The organism is Runella zeae DSM 19591 (genome assembly GCF_000423565.1).
Classification (GTDB): domain Bacteria; phylum Bacteroidota; class Bacteroidia; order Cytophagales; family Spirosomataceae; genus Runella; species Runella zeae.
In genome coordinates this window covers 194,030-216,479 of the sequence record NZ_KE384042.1, presented here as the reverse complement: position 1 = coordinate 216,479, position 22,450 = coordinate 194,030, and the positions used below count along the sequence as shown (strand labels likewise).

Genomic DNA, 22,450 nt, shown 5'->3' with positions numbered 1-22,450 from the left:
TAACCCGCACATTCCGAACTCCTGGCTCACCTGAATCCTGCTGACCATTATCATTCAAATCTTTCCATACAAAATCTCCAATGCTGCCCAATGGACTGTAAAGTGCTCCATCGATAGTAGGATTGTCTTTATTGATACCTCCCAACGTAGGATTGATAGCAATAACTTGACTCAATCCTGTAGTAGGATTAAAATCATTATCTAAACCATCATTACCACCTTGGTCAGTAAGAGTACTTAATACACAACCTACTGGCAAACTACTAGTAACGATTTGTACTTGGTATTCTCCTAATGACAATCCGTCAAATAGGTAATAGCCTGGCGCGCCTCCCACTGGATTATTAACAGTCAGAGTCGTATCAATAGGTACAAAAGTGCCTCCTTGGTTTTTTTGGTACAATATAATTTGTACATTATTAACCCCCGGCTCGTTTCCGTCTTGAATACCATCGTTATCTAAATCTTTCCATACAAAATCTCCAATACTACCAAGCGGACTAAATACAGCCGCATCAATAGTTGGGTTATCTTTCAACAAACCTCCTTGTTCAGGATCAATAGTTACGATTTGACTAAAGCCTGTGGTAGGATTAGCATCGCTATCCAAACTATCTGGTACCCCAGCTTGATTTTGTTTAGGAGAGAGAATACAGCCTATTGGTAAGTTTGTACCTACAAACTGAACTTGATATTCACCAGGATACAAACCGTCAAATTTATATGCACCTATACCTGATGTATTTGTTGAGTCAATTTTTACAAAATTTCCTAAATCGTTCTTCTGGAACAATCTCACCAAAACCCCGCTCACGCCAGGTTCGCCGCTATCTAACCGACCGTTATCATTGACATCTTTCCATACGAAATCGCCAATAGACCCAAGAGGCCCAAGAATAACCACAATATCACAACAGCCCGTAGCCGGACAAGAATTATTTACTTGTGCTGCAAACGAAAAACGCCCTGTACCTTTTATGGTAAGGGTATCGTTGGAAACAGATGCGCTATCACTTGGAATACCTGTAATAGGTACTAGTCCATTTGTCCCTAACTTAGACCAGACTACATTTGAGTAGGTAGTCCCTAATGCTGATAGTGATACTGTGTACTCATCTCCAGGATACCATAATAAAGGTACCGAAAAACAAGCCGTTGCAATATCATCCTCGCCCAAATCACCATTTCCTGGATTTGAGTCAGAGTCTTCACTGCTCGAACCCAGAGCTACTAATTCGGCTATATTAAAATAAACGCCACGTCCTGTTACTGTTCCAGTCAATTCTAGTTTAACAGAGTCTCCAGCAGCAATGCTAGGAATTACCCACTTACCATCAACTGCTGTATAAACAGTCCCAGCAGTCGCTGTACTAGTACCGAAAGTGGCACCAGCAGTAGGGAATACATCTCTAACAATAACGGAGTCTGCACTTTGTGGTCCTTCATTTTTAGCATATATAGTAAACTTGATTTGTTGTCCGATGGTTGGTTGAGCATTATCAACCAACTTAGACAACTTAATATCTACTACTTTTTGCCCCAATGCTGAAAAGGCTGTAAACAAAGTCAGCACTAGCACCCCCGCAAATGCCTTAAACGATTGGGTTAAGTAACGGGCAGAGGAAGGTAAATCAGTACGTTGCACTGATTCATGACAATTTACCCCCACATCCGGTAAAGGAGGAGAGGTCGATACCCATCGCTTCGATTTGTCATCGAAGCGTGCCCCCAGAGCTCGCATTCGCTGCTTATCCGGAGGAGGTGAGATGGATAATTGATTCATAATCTGCGACATAATTGGTTGAAAAAAGGTATATTTTGGAGTAAAACTTTGATGGGTGAAGCTTAAGCTATCGCAGGTGGGGGGTGATGCGCCAGGCAGATTGTAATGGTAATCTTCACTCAGTACGGTTACAGAAGAAGCTCTCTGTCCTCCTTCTATGAGGTCAGCAACAAAAGATGTTCGGATGAGTACAGCCTTAAATGGTTGTTTTCGATTGAGCAGAATCCACTGTAAGCACGACGCTGAATTCCTCAAAAAATCCCAAAACGTCTTTTCTGAGGATGCTGTTAGGCTGGATCTCTGATGCCCAAAAGTCTTATTAGAAGGGGTAATAAATTGTGATTTCATCTGCCACTTTTGTTGTTTTAGATTATATTTCATTGTCAAAAAGCATACGATGGTATTGTATGCGATTTTCCATTCAGAAATCGATGCTTCTGCTTTGGCATGAAATAAGGCTTTGACCCAATCAAGAAGTATCTAAAATTATGCCAAAGTCTATCGCTAGTCCGACAGACTTTCCAACAAAAGAGTTAATACACTATAAAACAGAACGTTACACACAAACAACTAGCTCATCTTTTATAGAAGTAAATAGGGGCATTATTGGTGATTTACCTATTTTATTAGCAAAGAAAGAGTGAGGGGGAGTTAGCCAAAACCGTGCCAAGCACTCCCTTAATTTACCCTAGAAAAGAGCCTTTTGGGGTACCTAAAGCGCTTTTTGGGGACACGGTATGTCGTTTAAAACTATTTTAAGAGTAGGAATAAAGATTTATAAAAGACATAAAAAAAGCCGAGCATAAGAGCTCGGCTTTTTTAGATCAAAATTATATACTATTTAAAAATCATATCCCAAAGTTAGATACGGAATCGGCTTATTAACTTCTCCATTATCTAGTCCCCATCCATAATCAAACTTCACATAAAAACCAAACAACATAGTACGTGCACCTACCCCATAGCCTACTAAGAAGGGATTTCTAAAATTGGTCACAATCGCACTAAAGAAATCTAAGTTAATCGGTTCGGTATTCAAACTGTTTTGACGGTTGAAAGGCCATTTGCCAGTCCATGCAGTACCTACATCAGTAAAACCTACCAACTGGAAATTTCGTAAAAAATTAGAGGTAATGGGGCCTCTATAAAAATACTTCACCAATGGCATCCTTAGCTCTCCATTAAACAATAGGTGGCTTGTTCCTGATACTTTATTGAAATTAAAACCTCGAAGATTGGTTGCGAGTTCTACGAAGAAAATATCTCGATTATCAATTGGAGTAAGTGTACTTTGACTAATTCCCACACGTAGAGGATTCACTACCCTACCTTCTTGATTGTTGCCAGTCCAGTTTTCCATTCCTCCCAAAACACTCTGCTTGGGTGCTTTACCGCCCGATTGGGCAAACGAAATACGTGTTGCAAAAATCAAGTCGCGGTGTATTTTTTGATAATGTCTAAAATCAATGGCTAAACGATTAAATCCTTTTGTATTGCTAATCCCCCCAAATACATCATATCTCACCTTGAAACGAGTACCCTCCATCATATTCATCCCGTTGATGCGAGAGTTATCATATACAAATTCTGCCCGTGCGCCTAGATAAGTCGAAGCTGCATCACCTGTTGAGATATTGACATTTCCTACGTACAACAGCCTTGATTCGGCAAAGAATGGACTCAAGGAAACCCGCGCGTTGTTGTTGAACGGATAAGAGGCCGTAAAGGCTACCCTATTGTATCTATATTTTTGACTAGCAGGGGGTTGTACATACAAACTTTGGCGATCTACTCTTACCCCAAAATCAATCCTATGGGCCAAATTGTTATATTCAGCCCAAAGGTTGTTGGTACGAAAATTAAGAAGCCCTAAAAAAAAGCCAGCCTTGATGATATGGTTTTCTAGCAAATCATTCATCGTCAGAGATTGGGCAAATCCAAATCCGCGGATAGGGTCAATTCGCCAATCAGAGGTAGCATCATTGCTAATAAATAAGCTTTTATAATTAATAGGGCCTTTGATCGTAATATTGTCCCGCTTCCGATTACGAATAGGTAAGTTTGCCATACTTGGTACCGAGGTACCCCTTCTTTGACGATATTCAAAAGTTTTCAGTACATCGGGGTCAAACTCATAATTGTCGGTATCAATCTCTCCAGAATCTAGCTGCATTTTACGCGGATTTGCCATTTGAGCGATGATATTTGCATCAGCTACGGGATTGTTTCGTTGTTCGGTTTTGTATACCGACATCCCTGACATGCTCTGTACACGTGGAGTAGGAATGTGTTCGGCTGTCACTGGCGATAGTTTCCGTTGATAAGTCAACATCTCTTTGTCTTTGTACCAATTGATACTCACAAAAGCCCCCGACGACACCAAATAGTCATAGTCCAAAATACCCTGGCTCATGGCAGTCATAGGAGTAAGCTTCTTCACATCTAGCTCATATTTGTATAGATTGCTGACACCTTTATAATCTGACAGAAAATAAAAAGTGTTTTCGTCAACTGTACGTGGATTAGAAATCACTCCCAACGAATCGGCTATTCTCCTGACGGTCTGTGCTCTGGGATTACCATCATGAATAAAAAGTGTATTTTTTTCTCTGACCGTTTTATAAGAGCCTTTGTCTGCCACACTCAAAGAATCTTTGAGACGGTTGGAACAAAATAAAACCTTAGTAGAAGAATATCCCACAAAATGCGGATGACGGTCATCATATAGGTCATTGGTAAGTTGTAATAAGGAAGACCGACCTATGTTAAACAAAAACAAATCGTTTTGTCCTTTGCTATCAGCACTTAAGGCAAGCATGGAGCCATCACTCGAAATATCAAAATCGACAATTTGATTTATCCCCCTAATCTCTCTTGTTAGGCGTAATTTGTATTTTCCTTTCTCTAAAATATCAAAAATCTCCACAAAAACCCGTCCATTTTCTTCGGATATGATAGCGAGGGCGTTGTTGCGTCCCCAAGCGACTAATGGCGCACGCGTCAAGAAAGTACGTTTTTCTAAAGAAAACTTACCTTTGAGAATCGTAATCGTCGAACGTTTTTCGGTATTGATAACCTCTACATTATACCTTCCATCTTTTTTATTAGTAACCGCCACATATTGATTATCAAGGCTTATGCGAGCATTGTTGGGAAGATTTCCTAATGAGTAGTTCAACTCCTGCTGCCAATCTCCGCTAGGAGCCTTATAGTTGGCATTGGTAGTAGTAGCCATATTGGTATAAAACTCTCTCCATTCTTTTAAAAATCGAGAAAATGATATACCCAAAGTACTAGCAACGCTCGTTTGCTCAGTACGAATGATACGAGTAAGATTCAGGATATTAGAAATATTATCTTTTCCGTAGCGTTCGGCAATATAATTCCAAATAGACTGACCTATCAGCGTAGCCTCAGGGCCATTCAGGAGAGAAGGTTTTTTCATCTGACGATTCACGATGGCATCTCGCATATAATCGTCTAATTCAGGACTCCAGCCTTCGGAAATATACGCCGCAATACCTGACATAAACCAATCTGGCAACGATAAAAGTAAGGTACTCTGTAAGGCATCTTTCAGGCTCCCACCATACAGCATATCGTAGACAAACAACCGCGCAATCTCACGAATAAGCTGCTTACGAAAACTTATTTGATCTCCCGAAAACGCGATTTCGAGGCGGGATTTAGCCAAATTGAGCTCTGTTTCATTGAGGTCTGTGCTATTAGCCATTCCTACATTACTTTGTAGAAGCTCCTGCGGCGAATTGTAAAGGAATATTTTGATACGGTTGTAAGGCGTATATCCTAGTGCCTCCGTAATACGGTCAAATTCAGACTCTGCATACTGAGCTGCCAAGGTGGCTAGAGGAGTACCATTGCCGTAGTGATATATTTCAAAATTATTAGTTTTTAAAATCTTCCATTCAAAACGTTGGTATTGAACCCTGTTTTTACCAAACTGCTCTTGTGAAGGATAATTTTGCGCCCCTACCGATTGGGACAACATAACTACCACCCCCATCAACCAAAATTTGTATATAAAACACCTTTTCATATGATATATGTTAGCAGCAAAAAGCGCGAGAGTTAGGTATTAAATGTTTCTGTGTTTATTTACCGCTTTTTATTTATTCAGAACGAAAATATAACGAAAAAACTCGCTCAATATTCACCTCAGGGTCTAATTCTTCTACAGATTCTAAAAATTTTGCAAATTGCTCTGCAAAGTAAGGGGCTAGCGTGACTCCTTTAGTACCTAATCCATTAAATATCGCAAGTTGAGGATATTCTGGATGGAGGCCAACCAAAGGACGTCTATCTTTGGTAGAAGGCCTAATTCCCACTTGCTGCTCTAGAATCTGATAAGTAGGTTTCAAATATGTTTTTACCTTTTCTTCTAAAAACTCTTTTGCGTCCTGAGTTGTTTGCCAATCGATGTCATGCCACGTGTAGGTAGCTCCAATTCTGCATTTTCCTTTACCATCCAACGGTAACACAAACGTGCCCTGATTGATGATTTCAGCGATAGGATAGCCTTCTATCAACGCAATGAGATTTTGACCTTTTACAGGGTTGAACGGAAGCCACTTAAAAAAAGGATTCTGACGTGCTTCATACCCTTCACAAAATATTATTTTTTCTACCTCTACATTTTCATACTTGGCTTTTTCAGTCTCCAAATCAATGCTTTCGTAGTTGACATGTCCTTCTATATATTGTCCTTTTTCAATAAAATACTCTTTGATTTTTTCGAGTACCTTTACACAATCTACCCAGCCAGACTGAGTGATTTGGAGTCCACCGTAAGGATTTTCGATAAAATCTCGGTATTTTTCATCTTCTGCCTCTTCTCGCACATATTTAGCAAGGGAAGGAGCAGCAGTTTGGGACAAATATGCGTTTTGCTCTTCAATAGATCTGAAAGGTCGATAGATGTCACAAAAATGTAAAAGCTCTCCTCCGAGTTTTTGCTGCAAGTCTCCGTAAAATTGCCGCGCAAAAGGAAAAAGCTCATCAGCCTTCCAAGTACGATTTAGTTTTTTGCCTGTCAAAGGATTGAAAATCCCCGCCGAAGCTTTGGAGGCAGACGGCAAAGAAGAATCATTTAAAATCAATACACGATGCCCGCGCTGGTCGAGCGTCCAAGCAATTACAGAGCCTGCCAAGCCTTGTCCCACAATCAAATACTCCGCCTTCATAGTGCTGTATTGTTCTTTCTGATTGACTCACTAATCTTTTCGTCAGCCAAACGCGTCACCAAGTCTATTTGCTCATCAAGCGTCATAAAGGAGGTATCTACAAGTACGGCATTTTCGGCTTGTTTCAAGGGGCTATCTGCTCTAGTAGTATCAATTAAGTCACGTTTACGGATATTTGCCAAGATATCATCTAAGTCAAGCATTTCTCCTTTTTGTAGCAACTCAATCTGACGGCGCTGCGCTCTAATCTCCGGTTCGGCAGTCATAAAGACCTTTAGCTCCGCATCTGGGAATACGACAGTCCCGATGTCTCTTCCATCCATTACCACTCCCCTATTGCGTGCCATGCGCTGCTGTTGTGCGACCATCGCTTTACGTACCTCCGATACGGCACTCACTTCACTCACCCAATTGGCAATGTATAATTTTCGAATTTCGTCTTCTACATTCAAGCCATTGAGATAAGTCTCGTTGCGGCCTGTTTCTTGGTTTCTTTTAAAATCTATTTTTATATTTTCTAAAGCCCTACTCACTTCTTTGGGATTAGTGAGAGCCACATGATGCGTATAAAAATACAGCGTCACAGCGCGGTACATCGCACCAGTATCAATATAGGCATATCCAAGGTAAGCTGCTACGCCTTTGGCAGTAGTGCTTTTGCCACAGCTAGAATAGCCGTCTACAGCAACAATTATCTTTGGCATGTATTCATCAAAAAGTTCAAATGCAAATATAGAAAGATAATTAGGATGCCTTGCCACCCTCTTTCGAACTTGTTGTAAAGATTGAGCGATGCTAATCACGCCGAGCCCTTCATATCCCAAAAGATTAAAATTTGATAAAGATTTGTTATTTCAAGTACACATTTCTAGCTTTACCAAGTAAGCCGAACTCTGCATACCGAATAATAAATTTTAGGGTGCGAGTATCCCAATACACATATTTTTATATTTTCTTTGAAGCGTTTTACTAAAATCACAAGTTTACCATGAAAAAAATACTTCTTAGTTCGTTGCTGGCTTTGACCGCAATGGTATGTCTTCAAATTACAGCTCAAGCACAGTCTTATCAAAAAGGCGATAAACTTTTAAACCTAGGGATTGGACTTGGTACTTATGGTGCTGGTGGTATCGGTCTTGGTGGGTCATTTGAGTATGGTATCCATGACGCTATTAGTGTGGGCGTATTAGGTGGATATTCTGGAAGAAGCAACTATTTAGGTGCTGGCAGATGGTCCGTACTTACCTTCGGAGCTAGAGGCTCTTATCACTTCAATGAGCTTCTTAAACTTGATGATGATAAAATTGATGTATATGCAGGGCTAGGACTAGGTTACAGAAATATTAGTTGGAGTTATAGTGGCCTTGGAGGTTACAATGATTCTTGGGGTAGTGGTATTCTTTTCCTTGGTCATATTGGGGCTAGATATTATTTCAAACCTAATTTAGGTGTATTTGCTGAACTAGGTTCAGGCTTTGGGACTTTACAAGCAGGGGTTTCATTTAAGTTTTAAAAAAAAGCTCTTTTCGTTGGCTTCTTAATTTGTAAAGTTTATTTTTGAAGCTCATTAAAATAAATCCTTCAAGTATAATTATGAAAAAACTATTTGCTCTTGTATTTTGCTTTGCACTTTTGCTCGTAGGAAAAAGCTATGCTACTACAGCTGAGTATTTTGTTGACGAACAAGCAATCGAACAAACTCTTAACTCAGGGGATCAATTGGACATCACCAATGAGGCTCATGCAGCTACTGCCCTTGAAAGCTTAATGGGTGGCGAAGGAAAAGAAACAACTAAAATAATGGCTGACAAAAATCCAGCGGTTGCTTTCATCCTAGCTTGGGTTGTTGGATTCTTAGGAATTCACCGCGCGTATCTTGGTACTGCGGGTGGCGTTATTGTAGGTTATATTCTAACTTGCGGTGGTCTCGGAATCGTAGCCCTTATCGACTGGATTGTGCTATTGCTTGAAGTAATTGATGAAAAGAAATTTGATAGTTATGTAGACAATAAGAAGTTCTTTATGTGGACTAACTAGTTTCTACTTTTTTTAACAAAAAGCGGAAGTAGCTGAGCTACTTCCGCTTTTTGTTTTCGGTGTCTACCAATAGACTCCTCATTTTTTGATTGTGACTAGCTTTTCTCTTCCGATTTGTTTCTTCAGCCATAATACCTGCCCTTCTAGCACCTCCAAAATAAAAAGACTGAAACAAGCCCGCTCCCGTAAAAAAGCCAATAAAATAATAACGATGCCATACATGGTACACGCCAAAACTAAGAGCAAAAGCCTGTAGCCCCATCGATACAATCCCCTTGGCGGGATAGCCAGCGTATACTTGTCCAAGACCTGGAAAAATAAAAGATAACAACTGTGCTTTATCGGCACTTTTAGGCTTTTTCTTTACTTCACGGTATAAGTTGTCAATATCTAAAAATAATTGATTCTGAGCCGCGTATTTTTGAAATGCTGCCTTTGACTCGTCCCAACGCCCTAGCTCATTCAACAGCATAATCTCAATAATTTTTAATCCTTCTGTCAAAGTAGTATCCTGAACATAATAGCGCGTTTGTTGAAGCTGCCCGTACGCTTCTTCGTAGTGCCCGCTCAGATACCCGCATAGGGTAGTTTCATAACGATACTTAAACATGAGTGTATCATTAGGTTCGTTTAAATCAAATCTCTGTGCAGCTTCCCATGCCTCTTCAAATACCCGTAGGGATTTTTGGCATTGAATTTTTTTATGCAACAAATTATTTTGAAGTAGCCGATACCTTTCTACAGATACTATAGGCTGAGTACTTTGTTCAAAAAGCGCTTTTTCATAATATACCGCTGCCAAAGCATAGTTATTTTGTCTTAATAGGCTATCTGCCATCAGCAAAGATTGCCCACACAACTTACTACTGACCAAACACAACCCGCAAAGGAGTTTGCATATTAAGCAAAATTTGTCCATTCATTTTATCATTAAACTCCTGCTGACGAATATGCACACTGAGGGTACTCCCCCAAATATTTCCTACATAAAAAAAGGTAAAAAGCCCTCCATAGATTATAAATCTTGGGCTCTTCCACCCATCACGGCGATACGCTTCATATGCTTGTAGCCCCAAAGCCAAATTTTGAATAAAAGTAATTATTCCTTGTCCCGTTTTTCCAGCATATATCTTGCCACTCCCCGGGACTACGACCGACATCGCCCCCGCAAGCAAAGGAGACTTTTTTTTATGTTTCCGAATCAAAACACCAATTTCTTTCAACTTTTCTTCTTCTTGGCTAAAAGCAAAAAAGTTGCCCCTAAAGTTTTTTTGATATGATGCAAAAGCAGAGGTGTCCCTTTGAAGTAATGCCAATCCCGCTAATTCAAAATTTTTAAGTGCGCTTTGGAGGGTATCTTCTACTTTACTTTGCGTAAAAGTTTGGTAAGACATCTCGTATTTTTTAAGGAATGCTTGTCCAAACCCCACCAAAAAACGTGATTTTATAAAGGACGGATGCCCCACCGGAAGCTTGTCAAAATTGTAAATAGCTGAGTCGATTTGCTGTTGATTATAAAAAGCGAGCCCTCTATAGTAAGAAAATGCCTGCCCTTTTTGCTCCGTCCATCTAATGATATCGGCATAATACTTCTTCTCGAATAAATATTCAACAAAAAGCGAGTCTGACTGTTGTCCAAATAATGTGTTTGAACAAAAAATAAAGAAGCATAGGTAATTAAAACATACCCACTTAAAGGGAGGGATATGTATCATTTTAGGTTATGGCTATTGACACGATACATCTGAGGTGTATCTATTACGCGTCCAGTTTGAGGCGAAATTCTTATCAATTCTATACTTGTGGCCGCTACCCTATTACATCTCGAAATCCGATCAGCACTTAGCGCAATTCCCTTAAAAATGCCAAATTCTTGAATAGCAACTCTACTAAATCGAGAGCACGACAATTCATATAAGCAGTCAGCCGAAAGCTGGGGGGAAATGATTTTTTGATAACCAGTCAAAGCGCCATTGAGTAGCCAATACAAAGGATTAAATCTTATAAAAGGTTTAGACTTAGGTTTTTGAACTTGTCCAAACTTCACCACAGGAGCAGAACCTGACTCCGCTAGAAGTTCTAAATCTGAAGTTTGAGCGTAAAGATTCGACCCAAATACTAACAATAGTAGTAGCAATATTTTTTTAAAGAATACCACTCTTATGTTCATTTAATCACTTTGGCGTTGGCAGGAATATTAAAATCTAACAAATTAGATTCTACTTCGTCATTTACTTTTAGGGCTCCATAAGCCGTTTTTGTAACGATAGAATCACTCGCGGTCAGATAGTCTATTTGAGTAATGGTAGTTGGAAAATCAACTACTCCCAGCTTGGTATAGTTGTAATAGTAGACTTTTTTAATGGTCCGTTCGTTAGGGTCTACATATTTCATAAAAATTGGATTTTGACCTTTATGAACAAGTTCTACTCTTTTTATATTTTTAGCTACAGGCGCTGGTGATTTCCAAGTAGTAATCATAACGCCATTTTCAAATTTTGTTTGTCCTAAACTAAATCCCATGCTCGAAAGCCCCAAGTCTGCTTTACGATTGTGTAAAAAATAGAAAAACTGGGTAGTTTCGGTACTATTTGTAGGGTTTTGTTGTTGCAAAACCGTGTTTTTTGAAGGGTCATAAACACGCATTTCACCGTTCAAATTGTTGATTACATACAACTCGGCTGGTTTGGGAAATTTGGTTACCATTCGGCCCGAAGTAGCGTAACAAAGCTCCGCCCGGGTATTAGTTGTTTTTCCCTTGTGAGCCGTTCTCATTGTCATTGTTGCGCTTACTTTTCTTACATTTTGAGCGTAACAAAAAAAAGGAAATAACACTAATAAGACAATTTTTCGTAACATTGTATCCTCCACATCTTCATAAAAACTAGCTTCCTGACTACGCAAAATTTGAATCGCTTATAAGCCTTCTTCCGACAACTTGGCTTTTAGGATTCTATCTTTACCATGCATATCTTGTATAATTTCAACCTTTTTAAAACCTTTCTGTAAAAAAAGATTTTTGGTGGTATCACCAAACTGCTCATTGATTTCGACGTAGCAAGCCCCTGTCAGTTTGAGATGTTTGAGGCAAAAATCGGCTATGGCTCTGTAAAACAACAATGGGTCTTGATCTTCTACAAACAATGCCAAATGCGGTTCAAATCGAAGTACATTGGGCTGCATACTAGTTTGTTCAGAATAAGTAACATAAGGTGGATTGCTCACAACACAGTCAAACTGCCCTTCAAAAGTATCTTGCTGTAAAATATCGTATTTTTCAAAAATTACTTCCGACAACAAGCGATGAGCATTTTCTTGGGCTATCACAAGGGCATCATCGGATACATCCCACCCCCGTACTTTTGCAAAAGACATAAACCTATCCAATGCAATCGCAATACAACCACTTCCAGTACCAATATCAACAATTTTGACAGGGTTTTCGTCCCAAAAACAATCTTTCACGATTAAACGAACCAATTCTTCGGTTTCTGGGCGTGGAATCAAAACAGAAGGAGATACTTTAAATTCTAAACCACAGAAAAAAGCCGAACCTATGATATGCTGGATAGGCTCGCTTTGGTTGAGGCGCGCTACAATTTGCTCCCAATCGGGCTGTGATTCAGTAGAAGCAATAGGCTTATCTACCAATACATCCACGTTTCTTAGGCGTAAATAATGCTCCAACAACATAAAAGCAATAGCTTTAGTCTCTTTTGAAGAATAGGCTGTTACATTCTTAACAATATAGTCGAAAAGAGGTTTGGCAGAATTAAACATCACTCTTGCGTGCTTACACACAGTTAGTTACGGGTCGCAGCGGCGATTGTCCGTTGATTAATTAATTATAAAAAACAAGCACCTAAAGTCTTAAACGGATGTAGATCGTGATTGACTTAAAGAATGCTAAATACGCCACTAGAGGCCTTGCTTTAACGTAAAGCCTCTTTGACCCTCGCCTGAATCGCAAGTTTTTTAGCTAGTTCTTTTTTGCTACTTCTGTACCACAAAAAAGCAATTACCCCTACTGTCAAGTACGGAAATACAAAAAGATACGCAATGCCAGCGTTGATTCCGTTTCCGATCACATTACGTCCAGTACTCATATTGGTTTCTACTGCGCCTTTGCACATAGCACATTGTGCTAAGGTAGTACTTACATTTAAAACCAATAGTATGAAGGCGATAAACAAAAATTTAAGTCTTTTCATGGTAAATTATTGATAATAAGGCCTAATCATTAAATAAACAACAACACCTGTAATGCTTACATAAAGCCATATCGGGAATGCCCATTTCACTACTTTACGATGTAAATCTATTTGATTGCTCAATGCAAAATATATGGCTCTTAATACAAACCAAACAACCCCTATAGAAAGTGTAATATGAGAGATAAGCAAAAAATAGTAAATGGGTCTAATAATGCCTTCACCTCCAAAGGGAGTAGAATCGTTGGATAGGTGATACAATACATAACTTACTAAAAAAATAGCTCCTAATCCAAAAGCTATCGTCATAGCACGACGGTGCATCGCGATGTTGTTTTGTTTAATAAAATAAAACCCCGCCAGTAATGCTAAAGTAGTAAGCGAGTTGATAACTCCATTAAGATGAGGAAGCATTTGGGTCCATTCTCCCAAATCAACTTTTGGAATCCGTGGATTGAGCAATATAGCCACCACCACCGGAATCGCCACCGCAATAATATTAATGATGCGGTTGTATTTTTTATCATTAGGAAGAGAAAGTGTAGCCATTCTACGTTTTTTCCTTTTTATAAATATCCAGCAATATCTTCAACTCTGCTATTAAACGATCCACTTCAACTGGGTCGCTACCGTCATAAAAACCCCTTATATGGCCTTTTTTGTCTATTAAGACAAACTGTTGAGTATACGGAATGGTTTCTGAAGATTGATACTTTTTTAGAGGTGTGAGTTTATAGACGTTTACAAATTCATCCTCTTCGCTTCTAACTCTCTGAAATACAATCTCCTCAGAAGCCAATTTTTGGACTCTTGAAAACTGTCCTGCCAAATGACTCGCTTCTTCATCTTTCCAGAACCCCACCACGTTGATTTTGGATTGTACTACCCCTGGAACCTTATAAAAAACGGTATCTCCACCCATCATTTGAATCGCCCCTGTCGTGTCTTTGAGAGGAACTAAATAGGGCAGCTTGAAATGATTTTCGGCAAAAAGGTGTAAAAATAAAAGAACCAAAGCCGGCAATACCAACACAATGGTTAGTAAGCCGGCTTTTAAATATTTCTGCATAATACTTATCTCAAGTCAAAAATCGAACCTCCTTCACGCATTAGCGCAATAAGTAACCAAACTACAAAAATACAAGGGATTAAAAGGGACCAAATCAATGATTTGACTTCATGCTTTAAGTGCATAAACTCCCCTACTATGTAGAAAGCCTTTACAATAGTCATCCCCACAAATATCGCTGTCTTAAGTATTCCCGCTTCTAATGTAAATGCAATCAAGAACTCTAAAGCAGTAATAGCCAGAAGAATCCAGAATGTCCGCCAAATTGCTTTACGTTGCTCTGCACCAGCGTTTTCATCATGTTCGTGCTCGTGTACGTGTGCCATTTATATTAATTTTTTTAAGTTAACAACAACAGTAAAAAGGAAAAATGATGTATTGAGTGATTTGAATTATACAAGATAGAAGAATGTAAATACAAATACCCATACCAAATCTACAAAGTGCCAGTATAGTCCAATTTTTTCTACCATTTCATAGTGGCCACGTTTCTCATAAAGTCCAGTAGCAGTACGATAAAACACTAAGAAATTCAAAATTACGCCAGATAATACGTGTGTACCATGAAACCCTGTAATAAAAAAGAAGAAATCAGCGAAAGCTGGCGGGCCATATTGGTTTTGGGTTAAGTTAGCACCAAAGACCGTATGCGTAACCCAGTCTCCATCTACCAATTCTTTGACTACAGTTCCCGAATCTGTACCTACGATAAAGTGAGTCCATTCCCAAGCTTGGCAGCCCAAAAACGTGGCACCCCCTAAGATAGTCCACAACATATATTTTTCGACAGCAGCACGATCCATGCGGTGACCAGCCTCAACAGCTAAAACCATCGTAACCGAACTAAAAATCAAAATAAATGTCATAATACCTACAAAAACTAGGGGAGCATGCAACCCATGAAAAAATGGAATAGCATCAAATACCTTTTCAGGAATAGGCCAGTAAGCTGGTGAAGCGACAAAATCTGCCACTTGTCCAACATAAGCGGGAGAACTAAAACGAACTAATCCATAAGCAACTAGCAAAGCCGAGAAGGTGAAAGTGTCGGAAATCAAAAAGAACCACATCATCAACTTACCGTAGCTAGCTTTCATGGGTTCAACCCCACCCAGCCATACATTTTTTACATTTGGTTGTGCAGTAGCAGCCATCGTTATTCTATTATAAAATTCAGGTTTTAATTAAAGTTTTATCTCAACGGAAATACAAAAGAAATACAAACAAATAAATCCACAAAATATCTAGAAAATGCCAATAGGTAGCACAAATTTCAATACGTCGTAGATTTTTGGCGTGAACTTTCAATCTCATCGAGGCAGTAAAAGTCACGAACAAAACTATCAATCCAGTAATCAAGTGCAGCCCATGAAGCAATGTAAATACGTAAAAAAACGAACCCGAGGGGTTTCCTACAAAGTACACGTTTTGGGCTACTAAGTCTTTCCAGCCCTCAAATTGCATCCACAAAAAAGCAAGCCCCAACACAAATGTAATAGAAATTGCTATTTTGAGTGTACTGAAATTGTCTTTTTTTGCTGCCACATATGCCCAATGCATCGCGATACTACTTGCAAGCAATACAGCTGTACTGTACCAAAAAATGAGGGGGACCTGAAACTCAACCCAATTTCCCTCCGCTCTCCTTACTAAATAGGCACTAGTTTGAGAAGCAAACAACATGATAATCGTTACAATGAACCCCCAGAGAATAAACTTCTTAGGGTCCATTGAAAGCGTATCTGGTGCTTCCTCGATACTTAATTTTTTAACCTCTGCCATCTTCAACTTTTATTTCTTTTCTAAGGTTAAACTTTATCAATCAGGTAGGCAATCTGCACAATGGGCAAATAGGCAAAAGATCCAAACATCAACTGAAGAGCAGTCTTGTCTGTGCACTTACGCATGAGATGAAAAGTCTGTGCCAAAAACATTGCACTAAACAACATCGCTACCAATGCCGAAACCATACCTGTCATACCTAATTCATACGGCAGCCAAGCGACTGGTACCAAAAACAAGGTATAAATCATCATCTGTCGGGCGGTATTCAAGTCTTTCCCCCCTTGAGCGGGCAATAGTCTAAAGCCTGCCTTTTTATAATCATTGTCCAATACCCAAGCAATAGCCCAGAAATGGGGGAATTGCCAAAAAAATTGAATTGCAAATAATATCCCTGGTTCTAACCCAAACTGATTAGTAGCAGCTACCCAGCCTATCATAGGTGGAAAAGCACCTGGAATGGCTCCTACAAAAACGGCAATCGGACCCACTTTTTTGAGTGGTGTATATACAAATCCGTAAAGGATTGTTGAGAGTATCGCCAAAGCACAAGCTCTCAAATTAAATTCAACCAAGAAGATAAAAGTAGCAAACGAAAACAAAACAATCGCTAAAACTACTGCCTCTTGTACCCCCACTCTCTCACTTGGCAGTGGTCGATTCTGTGTGCGATTCATCAATTTATCCAGATCTACTTCAATGATTTGATTGATGATATTTGCCGCACCAGTAATAGCAAAAGCTGCCAATAAAAACAAAATAAGTGGATTCCATTCAACTTTGTCAACCGCAAGACTGTAGCCAAAAGCCCCCGAAAAAGCGACAAGCCAAGCCAATCTAAGCTTCATGAGCTCTAAATAAGCTTTTGCTTTTTCAATCAAAATATCAAAAGTAAATACCATTTTCAAACATTAATGGGGCTGCTTTTCACAACCGATTTTTGGGTAAATACCACCTTTGCATTTATCAACAAGCCAATCACAAATTGTAAGCCTAAAGCAAGGGTAGCCAATGTAAGGTGGATGGGCTGTATAAGTGCGGGAACGCTCAAATAAGCCAATATCACCCCTGAGACAATTTCAACCGCAACCATTATCAACAAAGCCATCGTCAGTTGGGATAAAACTCCTTTCGCTATTGTGTTCTTTTTAAGCCAGTAAACAAGCCCTATGTGAAGAATCATAATCAATATTGAAAAAGAGCGATGTACGTAAAATGAAAGCCCTAAATTTTCAATCCATTCAGCGCGTCTTTCATTACCGAGTTTGTCAATCACCACATCCATAGCCTCTCTCACTTGAGTTCCTATCAACACTTGGATAAGCGACAATCCTATGGTCATAAATAGCCACCGATTCAGCAGCGTTTTATTTTCTATTTTCTCAATTTGGATATTTCCCACATAGGTACGTGCTACCACATACAATAGAAAAAAAACAATCACAATCGCCAAAAGCATGTGCAAAGTCACCAACCAAGGTGCCAATTCGGTGGAAACGACTTTTGACCCTAGCCATCCCTGAAAACCTACCAGTAAAAAAGTAAGCAAGCTTACCGTAAATACAGGGCGGTCTTTTTTGATATATGACACCGAAGCAAGCAAAGTTGCAAAAATCATAAGACCTGTAAATGCCCCAAAAAGACGATTGAGGTATTCTGTCCAAGTCTTGAAGGCATTAAACTCAATTTCACCTTTGAGCTTAGCCCCATATATTTCCTGATAATTTGGAGGTAGCTGAGACACCTCTGTGGGGGGAACCCAGCTTCCAAAGCACTTTGGCCAATCAGGGCATCCCATTCCAGAACCAGTACTTCTAACGATACCTCCAATCAGTATCAAAAGATAGACTACAACTACCGTTAGAAGTGCCAGTCTTCGAAATAGGCGATTATTGTCGTTTGAATTAATGAGCCGCGAATTGGTCATTATAATTTTGAGCCTCAATTTCTTTCTCCTGAGCTATATACTCATTCTCATGCGGGAAGTTAGATTCGGGCGTTTGGGAATGAGGTATATTCTGAGGAATAAAGTCAACTTCAGAGCCAGGTTTGCTATAGTCATATGGCCAACGATATACTGCTGGAATCTCACCAACCCAGTTTCCATGACCTACGTTTACTGGAGTAGTCCACTCCAATGTGTTTGATTTCCATGGGTTTTGAGGAGCTACTTTACCTTTAAACATGCTGTAGAAGAAATTCCAGAGGAATATAAATTGAGCAAAGAAAGTGAAAATTGCCGCAACACTTATAAACATGTTTAAATCAGTAAACGACTTCGTAAAATCAAAACCGGTGAATTGGTAATAACGACGAGGGAAACCAGCTATACCTACATAGTGCATTGGCATAAATACTAAATATACCCCTGCAAAAGTCAACCAGAAGTGGATTTGTCCTTGAGTATTATTAAGCATTCTACCAAACATCTTAGGATACCAGTGATAAATACCTGCAAAGAAACCAAAAGCAGAAGCCGCTCCCATTACAATGTGGAAGTGAGCAACTACAAAATAAGTATCGTGCAACTGAATATCAAGAGCAGAGTTCCCTAAAATAATACCTGTCAAACCACCTGACACAAATAAAGATACCAACCCAATCGAAAATAACATTGCAGGAGTAAATACAATGTTACCTCTCCAAAGAGTAGTGATATAATTAAAGGCTTTTACGGCCGAAGGCACCGCAATGATAAGGGTCAAGAACATAAAGATTGATCCCAAGAATGGGTTCATTCCTGTCACAAACATATGGTGAGCCCATACAATAAAGGCTAAGAAAGCAATTGCCATGATAGAAGCAATCATCGCACGATAACCGAAGATTGGTTTGCGAGAATTGGTAGCAATAATCTCAGAAGTAATACCCAAGGCAGGCAAGAGTACGATATAAACTTCAGGGTGTCCTAAAAACCAGAACAAGTGTTGAAATAAGATAGGGCTACCGCCGACATTTGGCAAAGCTTCACCATCAATATAAATTTCAGAAAGATAGAAGCTAGTCCCGAAATGACGATCAAAAATCAACAAAAGAGCAGCTGACAACAACACGGGGAATGAGATTACTCCCAAAACGGCTGTAATCATAAAAGCCCAAATTGTTAAGGGTAAGCGCGTAAAGGTCATACCTCTTGTGCGAAGGTTGATGACTGTTGTAATGTAGTTTAAGCTACCAAGCAATGACGACATGATAAAAATAGCCATACTAGCCAACCAAAGCGTCATCCCCATTTCAGATCCCATGTGGGCCTTGGGTAAAGCACTTAATGGCGGATAAATTACCCATCCACCAGCAGCAGGGCCTGTTTCGATAAAAATAGAAACAAACATCAACAATCCTGAAACAAAGAAAAGCCAAAAAGATAGCATGTTCAAAAAACCAGATGCCATATCTCTCGCTCCTATTTGAAGCGGAATCAAGAAGTTACTGAATGTACCACTAAGACCAGCAGTAAGTACAAAAAATACCATGATAGTGCCGTGCATTGTTACCAAAGCAAGGTAAAAATTAGGATCTAATGCACCTGTATCAGTAATCCATTTTCCTAAAATTGGTTTTAGCCAGCTTAGGTTAGCGCCCGGAAACCCTAATTGAAGCCGGAAAATAATTGACATCGCTGCCCCAATGATTGCCCAAAATATACCAGTAATCATGTATTGTTTAGCAATCACTTTGTGATCTTCTGAGAAGATATACTTACGCCAGAAGTTTAACTCTTCATGATGTTCATGCTCATCATGAGCGTGAATATCGTGATCCAAATTGGCCTCTACTACCGACATTTTTATAAGAGTTTAAAGTGGTTGGTTAAATTAACGTAATGACGCGCTTGTGGCTGCCGCTGATCCTGATTCAGCAGTTGTACTATCAGTAGCTTCTTCCACATATGGCGCATAATCCATCGCCTTAGCACGCAATTTCTCAGGGATTTTGGAAATAAACTTGGGGTTTGATTCCAAAATCAACGAAAGTTGTGGTTTTTGTTGCTGTTTCCAAGTGTCTACCGCAGCCTTATCCTCAACTATCAAGCGAAGCTTCATTGCAAAGTGCCCACGTCCACATACTTCAGTACAAGCGATTTCATAATCAAAATTAGGATTATTCAATTCCGCTCGCATTTGTGCAGTAGATTTATCAGGAATGAACCAGAATTTGGTAGGCATTCCAGGAACTGCATCCATTTTAACTCGCATATGAGGAATATAAACACTATGTAATACATCACGAGCACGAATTTTCAACAATACTGGCTTACCCACTTCTACGTGCATCTCACTAGGATTGATAAAATCATCCATAGAGGCTTCGTCTGAATAGTCAATTCCCATTTCATTGTCTGATGAAATAAGCTTGTAGTTATAATTGCCAAGTTTGTTATCTTGCACACCTCCATAGCGTACAATCCATCCAAACTGCTTACCCATGATTTCTATTACTTGTGAGTCGGCGGGGGCATCGGCCATGATCTGAGTCCAAGTACGAAAGCCCAAGAATACCAGCACGGCCATTATCACCGCTGGTACAGCCGTCCAAATCAATTCAAGTTTGTGATTTTCAGGATAAAATGTGGCTTTATAACCTTTCTTATACTGGTATCTCCAAGAAAAGAAAAACAACAAGAAATTAACTGCAAAAAAAGCAATGGTCAATAATGACATATCAAACCAAAACTGACTATCCGTCTCACGTCCGTGCGGCGATGACGCTTCAGGTAAGAAGTAATCTTTAGCCGACCAATAAGACGCGACCACACCGATTGTTCCTAAAATCAAAAAAACAATCCAAAGCGCACCATTAACTTTGTTGTTAGGAACGGGCATATCATCCTGATTTTCAGGCTGAACACCTTTCATAACCTTTTGTAATTTTGCTGCTATTGCGATTGCTACGCCTAACAGCACTACTAACAATATTCCAACTAAATAAACCATCGTATTAGGATAAGTTGTAAACTAATTATTTTAAGCAATATCGTGATGCAAAGACTCCTCTAGCATTGGGTGGTTACGAGGGATAAGATTTGCTTTAGTAAGTTGAGTTGAAACTGACCAAATAAATCCGCAGGCAAACAACAGTACAAAACCAAACTCTACTGCTCCAAAACCACCATTAGCACCAACTGTACCAGGCATAATATTAGTATAGAAATCAAAATAGTGTCCTACAAGAATTGACCAACAGGCGACTTTCAATATTATCGAGGTACGTTTTGAATCTCTTGTCATTAAAACTAAGAATGGAAGTACAAAGTTTAAAATAATATTCACAAAAAATGGGCCTTTGTAGATTCCTCCATATCCTGAAAAACGCTCACGGAAATAAATAGTTTCTTCTGGCAAGTTGGCATAGTAAATCAATAAAAATTGAGCAAACCATACATAAGTCCAGAAGATTGAAAACGCAAAACAAAACTTACCTAAATCGTGTAAGTGGCTTGCATTCACAGCTTTCAAATATCCTTTCTCTTTCAAAGTCACAATCGTCAAAGTCATCGTCGCCAAACCAGCCACGTGCCAGCTTGCTAATGTATACCATCCAAACATAGTAGAAAACCAGTGCGTATCAATTGACATCACTAAGTCCCATGCCGAGGTAGAAGAAGTAACTGCAAAAACAACCAAAAAGGCAGTGCCAAATTTGATTGACTTATAATAGTTGCCTGTACCTCCAATCTCGTCTTCTTGAAGAGAAAGAGTACGAATTACTCTCCATAATCCATACCAAAGTCCAAAATATAAGACCAAGCGAATATAGTAGAATGGCTTATTTAAAAAGCCCTTTTTACCAGCGATGATTGCATCATAATGCTCACTAGTAGGATCCATAATTCCTTCGTGCATCCAATGGAACAGCTTGTCGCCAAACAAAACGGCTATAACAATAATAATGATAGCTGGAATTGGCAAGAAAGCAGGCATCGCTTCTGGAACACGTTTAAAAACGGCAGACCATCCTGCTTGGGCAAGATAATTGTACGAAATAAAAAACATCCCCACCACTGAAATGCCGGCAAAATATACACTATTTACCCACAAATTGGCAATGATACGTTGTGTCCAGTGATAGCCATGACCATGGTCATGAGCATGCTCGGCAGCATGACCAGCAGCTGCATGAGCAGCATCGTGAGCTTCGTGGCCATGCCCTCCGCCCTGCGACAACAAATATGCTCCCACCAAAACCAGTGCGGCACCGATACCCATGCCAATCAGCAGATTACGTTTTGATTCGGCGGTAAATTCAAATTGTTCTTCTACAGAAACAACTTCGTGATGATGTGCGCCCATTATAAATCTTTGTCGTTAATTGTTTATTGTTTTTGTTAGTTGTAAATGGATTGACTCAATATTATTAAATCTATATC

The 22,450-nt window shown here is 39.5% G+C and carries 22 protein-coding genes; 2 read left to right on the top strand and 20 right to left on the bottom strand.

Annotation, left to right across the window (positions count from 1 at the left end; translation table 11 throughout):
* The 4 genes from G563_RS0128960 to cmk all read right to left on the bottom strand — a co-directional run.
* Positions 1-2,131: SdrD B-like domain-containing protein (locus G563_RS0128960; RefSeq protein WP_169579820.1), on the bottom strand; the 2,131-nt coding region annotated here is incomplete at its 3' end.
* A gap of 493 nt (positions 2,132-2,624) precedes the next feature.
* On the bottom strand, positions 2,625-5,840 hold the full coding sequence (locus G563_RS0128955) for a hypothetical protein (protein WP_028668410.1): 3,216 nt from the start codon (positions 5,838-5,840) through the stop codon (positions 2,625-2,627).
* Positions 5,841-5,913: 73 nt separating this feature from the next.
* Positions 5,914-6,984, bottom strand: a complete 1,071-nt coding sequence (locus G563_RS0128950; protein WP_028668409.1) for an NAD(P)/FAD-dependent oxidoreductase — start codon at positions 6,982-6,984, stop codon at positions 5,914-5,916.
* Positions 6,981-7,688: a (d)CMP kinase gene (cmk, locus tag G563_RS0128945; RefSeq protein WP_028668408.1), complete on the bottom strand. Its 708-nt coding sequence runs from the start codon at positions 7,686-7,688 to the stop codon at positions 6,981-6,983. Before cmk ends, G563_RS0128950 begins: the two co-directional genes overlap by 4 nt.
* Positions 7,689-7,972: 284 nt before the next feature.
* Here cmk and G563_RS0128940 point away from each other — a divergent pair, with 284 nt between their 5' ends.
* Together G563_RS0128940 and G563_RS0128935 are read left to right on the top strand one after the other, a co-directional pair.
* Positions 7,973-8,497, top strand: coding sequence for a hypothetical protein (locus G563_RS0128940; protein WP_028668407.1), 525 nt, complete (start codon positions 7,973-7,975; stop codon positions 8,495-8,497).
* An 80-nt stretch (positions 8,498-8,577) separates the two neighbouring features.
* On the top strand, positions 8,578-9,021 hold the full coding sequence (locus tag G563_RS0128935) for a TM2 domain-containing protein (RefSeq protein ID WP_028668406.1): 444 nt from the start codon (positions 8,578-8,580) through the stop codon (positions 9,019-9,021).
* Between the two features lie 37 nt (positions 9,022-9,058).
* On the opposite strand, the gene G563_RS0128930 is transcribed toward G563_RS0128935, so the two are convergent.
* From G563_RS0128930 to G563_RS0128855, 16 genes are all read right to left on the bottom strand, one after another.
* Positions 9,059-9,859, bottom strand: coding sequence for a hypothetical protein (locus G563_RS0128930; protein ID WP_028668405.1), 801 nt, complete (start codon positions 9,857-9,859; stop codon positions 9,059-9,061).
* A gap of 25 nt (positions 9,860-9,884) precedes the next feature.
* Positions 9,885-10,736, bottom strand: a complete 852-nt coding sequence (locus G563_RS37340; RefSeq protein ID WP_051211269.1) for a hypothetical protein — start codon at positions 10,734-10,736, stop codon at positions 9,885-9,887.
* On the bottom strand, positions 10,733-11,191 hold the full coding sequence (gene yidD / locus G563_RS37335) for a membrane protein insertion efficiency factor YidD (RefSeq protein WP_051211268.1): 459 nt from the start codon (positions 11,189-11,191) through the stop codon (positions 10,733-10,735). The genes G563_RS37340 and yidD overlap by 4 nt, the downstream gene beginning before the upstream one ends.
* Positions 11,188-11,802, bottom strand: coding sequence for a hypothetical protein (locus tag G563_RS0128915; RefSeq protein WP_211235322.1), 615 nt, complete (start codon positions 11,800-11,802; stop codon positions 11,188-11,190). The genes yidD and G563_RS0128915 overlap by 4 nt, the downstream gene beginning before the upstream one ends.
* A gap of 135 nt (positions 11,803-11,937) precedes the next feature.
* The gene (gene prmC, locus G563_RS0128910; RefSeq protein WP_028668403.1) at positions 11,938-12,801 is read right to left on the bottom strand and encodes a peptide chain release factor N(5)-glutamine methyltransferase; all 864 of its coding nucleotides are present in this window, start codon (positions 12,799-12,801) and stop codon (positions 11,938-11,940) included.
* Positions 12,802-12,953: 152 nt separating this feature from the next.
* Positions 12,954-13,232, bottom strand: a complete 279-nt coding sequence (locus G563_RS0128905) for a CAMCR motif-containing small membrane protein (protein ID WP_028668402.1) — start codon at positions 13,230-13,232, stop codon at positions 12,954-12,956.
* Between the two features lie 6 nt (positions 13,233-13,238).
* The gene (locus G563_RS0128900; protein ID WP_028668401.1) at positions 13,239-13,781 is read right to left on the bottom strand and encodes a DUF420 domain-containing protein; all 543 of its coding nucleotides are present in this window, start codon (positions 13,779-13,781) and stop codon (positions 13,239-13,241) included.
* Position 13,782: 1 nt separating this feature from the next.
* On the bottom strand, positions 13,783-14,301 hold the full coding sequence (locus tag G563_RS0128895; RefSeq protein WP_028668400.1) for a hypothetical protein: 519 nt from the start codon (positions 14,299-14,301) through the stop codon (positions 13,783-13,785).
* 5 nt (positions 14,302-14,306) lie between these two features.
* Positions 14,307-14,627 carry a cytochrome C oxidase subunit IV family protein gene (locus G563_RS0128890; protein ID WP_028668399.1) on the bottom strand — a complete coding sequence of 107 codons (321 nt, stop codon included), beginning with the start codon at positions 14,625-14,627 and terminating at the stop codon, positions 14,307-14,309.
* Positions 14,628-14,693: 66 nt separating this feature from the next.
* Positions 14,694-15,455 (bottom strand): cytochrome c oxidase subunit 3, encoded by a 762-nt coding sequence (locus G563_RS0128885; RefSeq protein ID WP_028668398.1) that lies wholly within the window; start codon positions 15,453-15,455, stop codon positions 14,694-14,696.
* A 43-nt stretch (positions 15,456-15,498) separates the two neighbouring features.
* A complete protein-coding gene (locus tag G563_RS0128880) occupies positions 15,499-16,083 on the bottom strand; it encodes a cytochrome c oxidase subunit 3 (protein WP_028668397.1) in 585 nt (194 codons plus the stop codon).
* A 26-nt stretch (positions 16,084-16,109) separates the two neighbouring features.
* Positions 16,110-16,985 (bottom strand): heme o synthase, encoded by an 876-nt coding sequence (gene cyoE / locus G563_RS0128875; protein ID WP_028668396.1) that lies wholly within the window; start codon positions 16,983-16,985, stop codon positions 16,110-16,112.
* A 2-nt stretch (positions 16,986-16,987) separates the two neighbouring features.
* A complete protein-coding gene (locus G563_RS0128870; RefSeq protein ID WP_028668395.1) occupies positions 16,988-18,010 on the bottom strand; it encodes a COX15/CtaA family protein in 1,023 nt (340 codons plus the stop codon).
* Positions 17,988-19,868 (bottom strand): cytochrome c oxidase subunit I, encoded by a 1,881-nt coding sequence (locus tag G563_RS0128865; protein ID WP_028668394.1) that lies wholly within the window; start codon positions 19,866-19,868, stop codon positions 17,988-17,990. The genes G563_RS0128870 and G563_RS0128865 overlap by 23 nt, the downstream gene beginning before the upstream one ends.
* A gap of 30 nt (positions 19,869-19,898) precedes the next feature.
* Entirely contained in the window at positions 19,899-21,017 is a 1,119-nt protein-coding gene (locus G563_RS0128860) for a cytochrome c oxidase subunit II (RefSeq protein WP_028668393.1), read from the bottom strand.
* Positions 21,018-21,047: 30 nt separating this feature from the next.
* On the bottom strand, positions 21,048-22,373 hold the full coding sequence (locus tag G563_RS0128855) for a hypothetical protein (RefSeq protein WP_028668392.1): 1,326 nt from the start codon (positions 22,371-22,373) through the stop codon (positions 21,048-21,050).
* Positions 22,374-22,450 lie beyond the last annotated feature (77 nt).

Bases quoted from the DNA above. Each gene is read 5' to 3' on its own strand.
- G563_RS0128955 (WP_028668410.1), bottom strand. From the start codon at position 5,840: ATGAAAAGGTGTTTTATATACAAATTTTGGTTGATGGGGGTGGTAGTT.
- G563_RS0128950 (WP_028668409.1), bottom strand. From the start codon at position 6,984: ATGAAGGCGGAGTATTTGATTGTGGGACAAGGCTTGGCAGGCTCTGTA.
- cmk (WP_028668408.1), bottom strand. From the start codon at position 7,688: ATGCCAAAGATAATTGTTGCTGTAGACGGCTATTCTAGCTGTGGCAAA.
- G563_RS0128940 (WP_028668407.1), top strand. From the start codon at position 7,973: ATGAAAAAAATACTTCTTAGTTCGTTGCTGGCTTTGACCGCAATGGTA.
- G563_RS0128935 (WP_028668406.1), top strand. From the start codon at position 8,578: ATGAAAAAACTATTTGCTCTTGTATTTTGCTTTGCACTTTTGCTCGTA.
- G563_RS0128930 (WP_028668405.1), bottom strand. From the start codon at position 9,859: ATGGCAGATAGCCTATTAAGACAAAATAACTATGCTTTGGCAGCGGTA.
- G563_RS37340 (WP_051211269.1), bottom strand. From the start codon at position 10,736: ATGATACATATCCCTCCCTTTAAGTGGGTATGTTTTAATTACCTATGC.
- yidD (WP_051211268.1), bottom strand. From the start codon at position 11,191: ATGAACATAAGAGTGGTATTCTTTAAAAAAATATTGCTACTACTATTG.
- G563_RS0128915 (WP_211235322.1), bottom strand. From the start codon at position 11,802: ATGACAATGAGAACGGCTCACAAGGGAAAAACAACTAATACCCGGGCG.
- prmC (WP_028668403.1), bottom strand. From the start codon at position 12,801: ATGTTTAATTCTGCCAAACCTCTTTTCGACTATATTGTTAAGAATGTA.
- G563_RS0128905 (WP_028668402.1), bottom strand. From the start codon at position 13,232: ATGAAAAGACTTAAATTTTTGTTTATCGCCTTCATACTATTGGTTTTA.
- G563_RS0128900 (WP_028668401.1), bottom strand. From the start codon at position 13,781: ATGGCTACACTTTCTCTTCCTAATGATAAAAAATACAACCGCATCATT.
- G563_RS0128895 (WP_028668400.1), bottom strand. From the start codon at position 14,301: ATGCAGAAATATTTAAAAGCCGGCTTACTAACCATTGTGTTGGTATTG.
- G563_RS0128890 (WP_028668399.1), bottom strand. From the start codon at position 14,627: ATGGCACACGTACACGAGCACGAACATGATGAAAACGCTGGTGCAGAG.
- G563_RS0128885 (WP_028668398.1), bottom strand. From the start codon at position 15,455: ATGGCTGCTACTGCACAACCAAATGTAAAAAATGTATGGCTGGGTGGG.
- G563_RS0128880 (WP_028668397.1), bottom strand. From the start codon at position 16,083: ATGGCAGAGGTTAAAAAATTAAGTATCGAGGAAGCACCAGATACGCTT.
- cyoE (WP_028668396.1), bottom strand. From the start codon at position 16,985: ATGGTATTTACTTTTGATATTTTGATTGAAAAAGCAAAAGCTTATTTA.
- G563_RS0128870 (WP_028668395.1), bottom strand. From the start codon at position 18,010: ATGACCAATTCGCGGCTCATTAATTCAAACGACAATAATCGCCTATTT.
- G563_RS0128865 (WP_028668394.1), bottom strand. From the start codon at position 19,868: ATGTCGGTAGTAGAGGCCAATTTGGATCACGATATTCACGCTCATGAT.
- G563_RS0128860 (WP_028668393.1), bottom strand. From the start codon at position 21,017: ATGGTTTATTTAGTTGGAATATTGTTAGTAGTGCTGTTAGGCGTAGCA.
- G563_RS0128855 (WP_028668392.1), bottom strand. From the start codon at position 22,373: ATGGGCGCACATCATCACGAAGTTGTTTCTGTAGAAGAACAATTTGAA.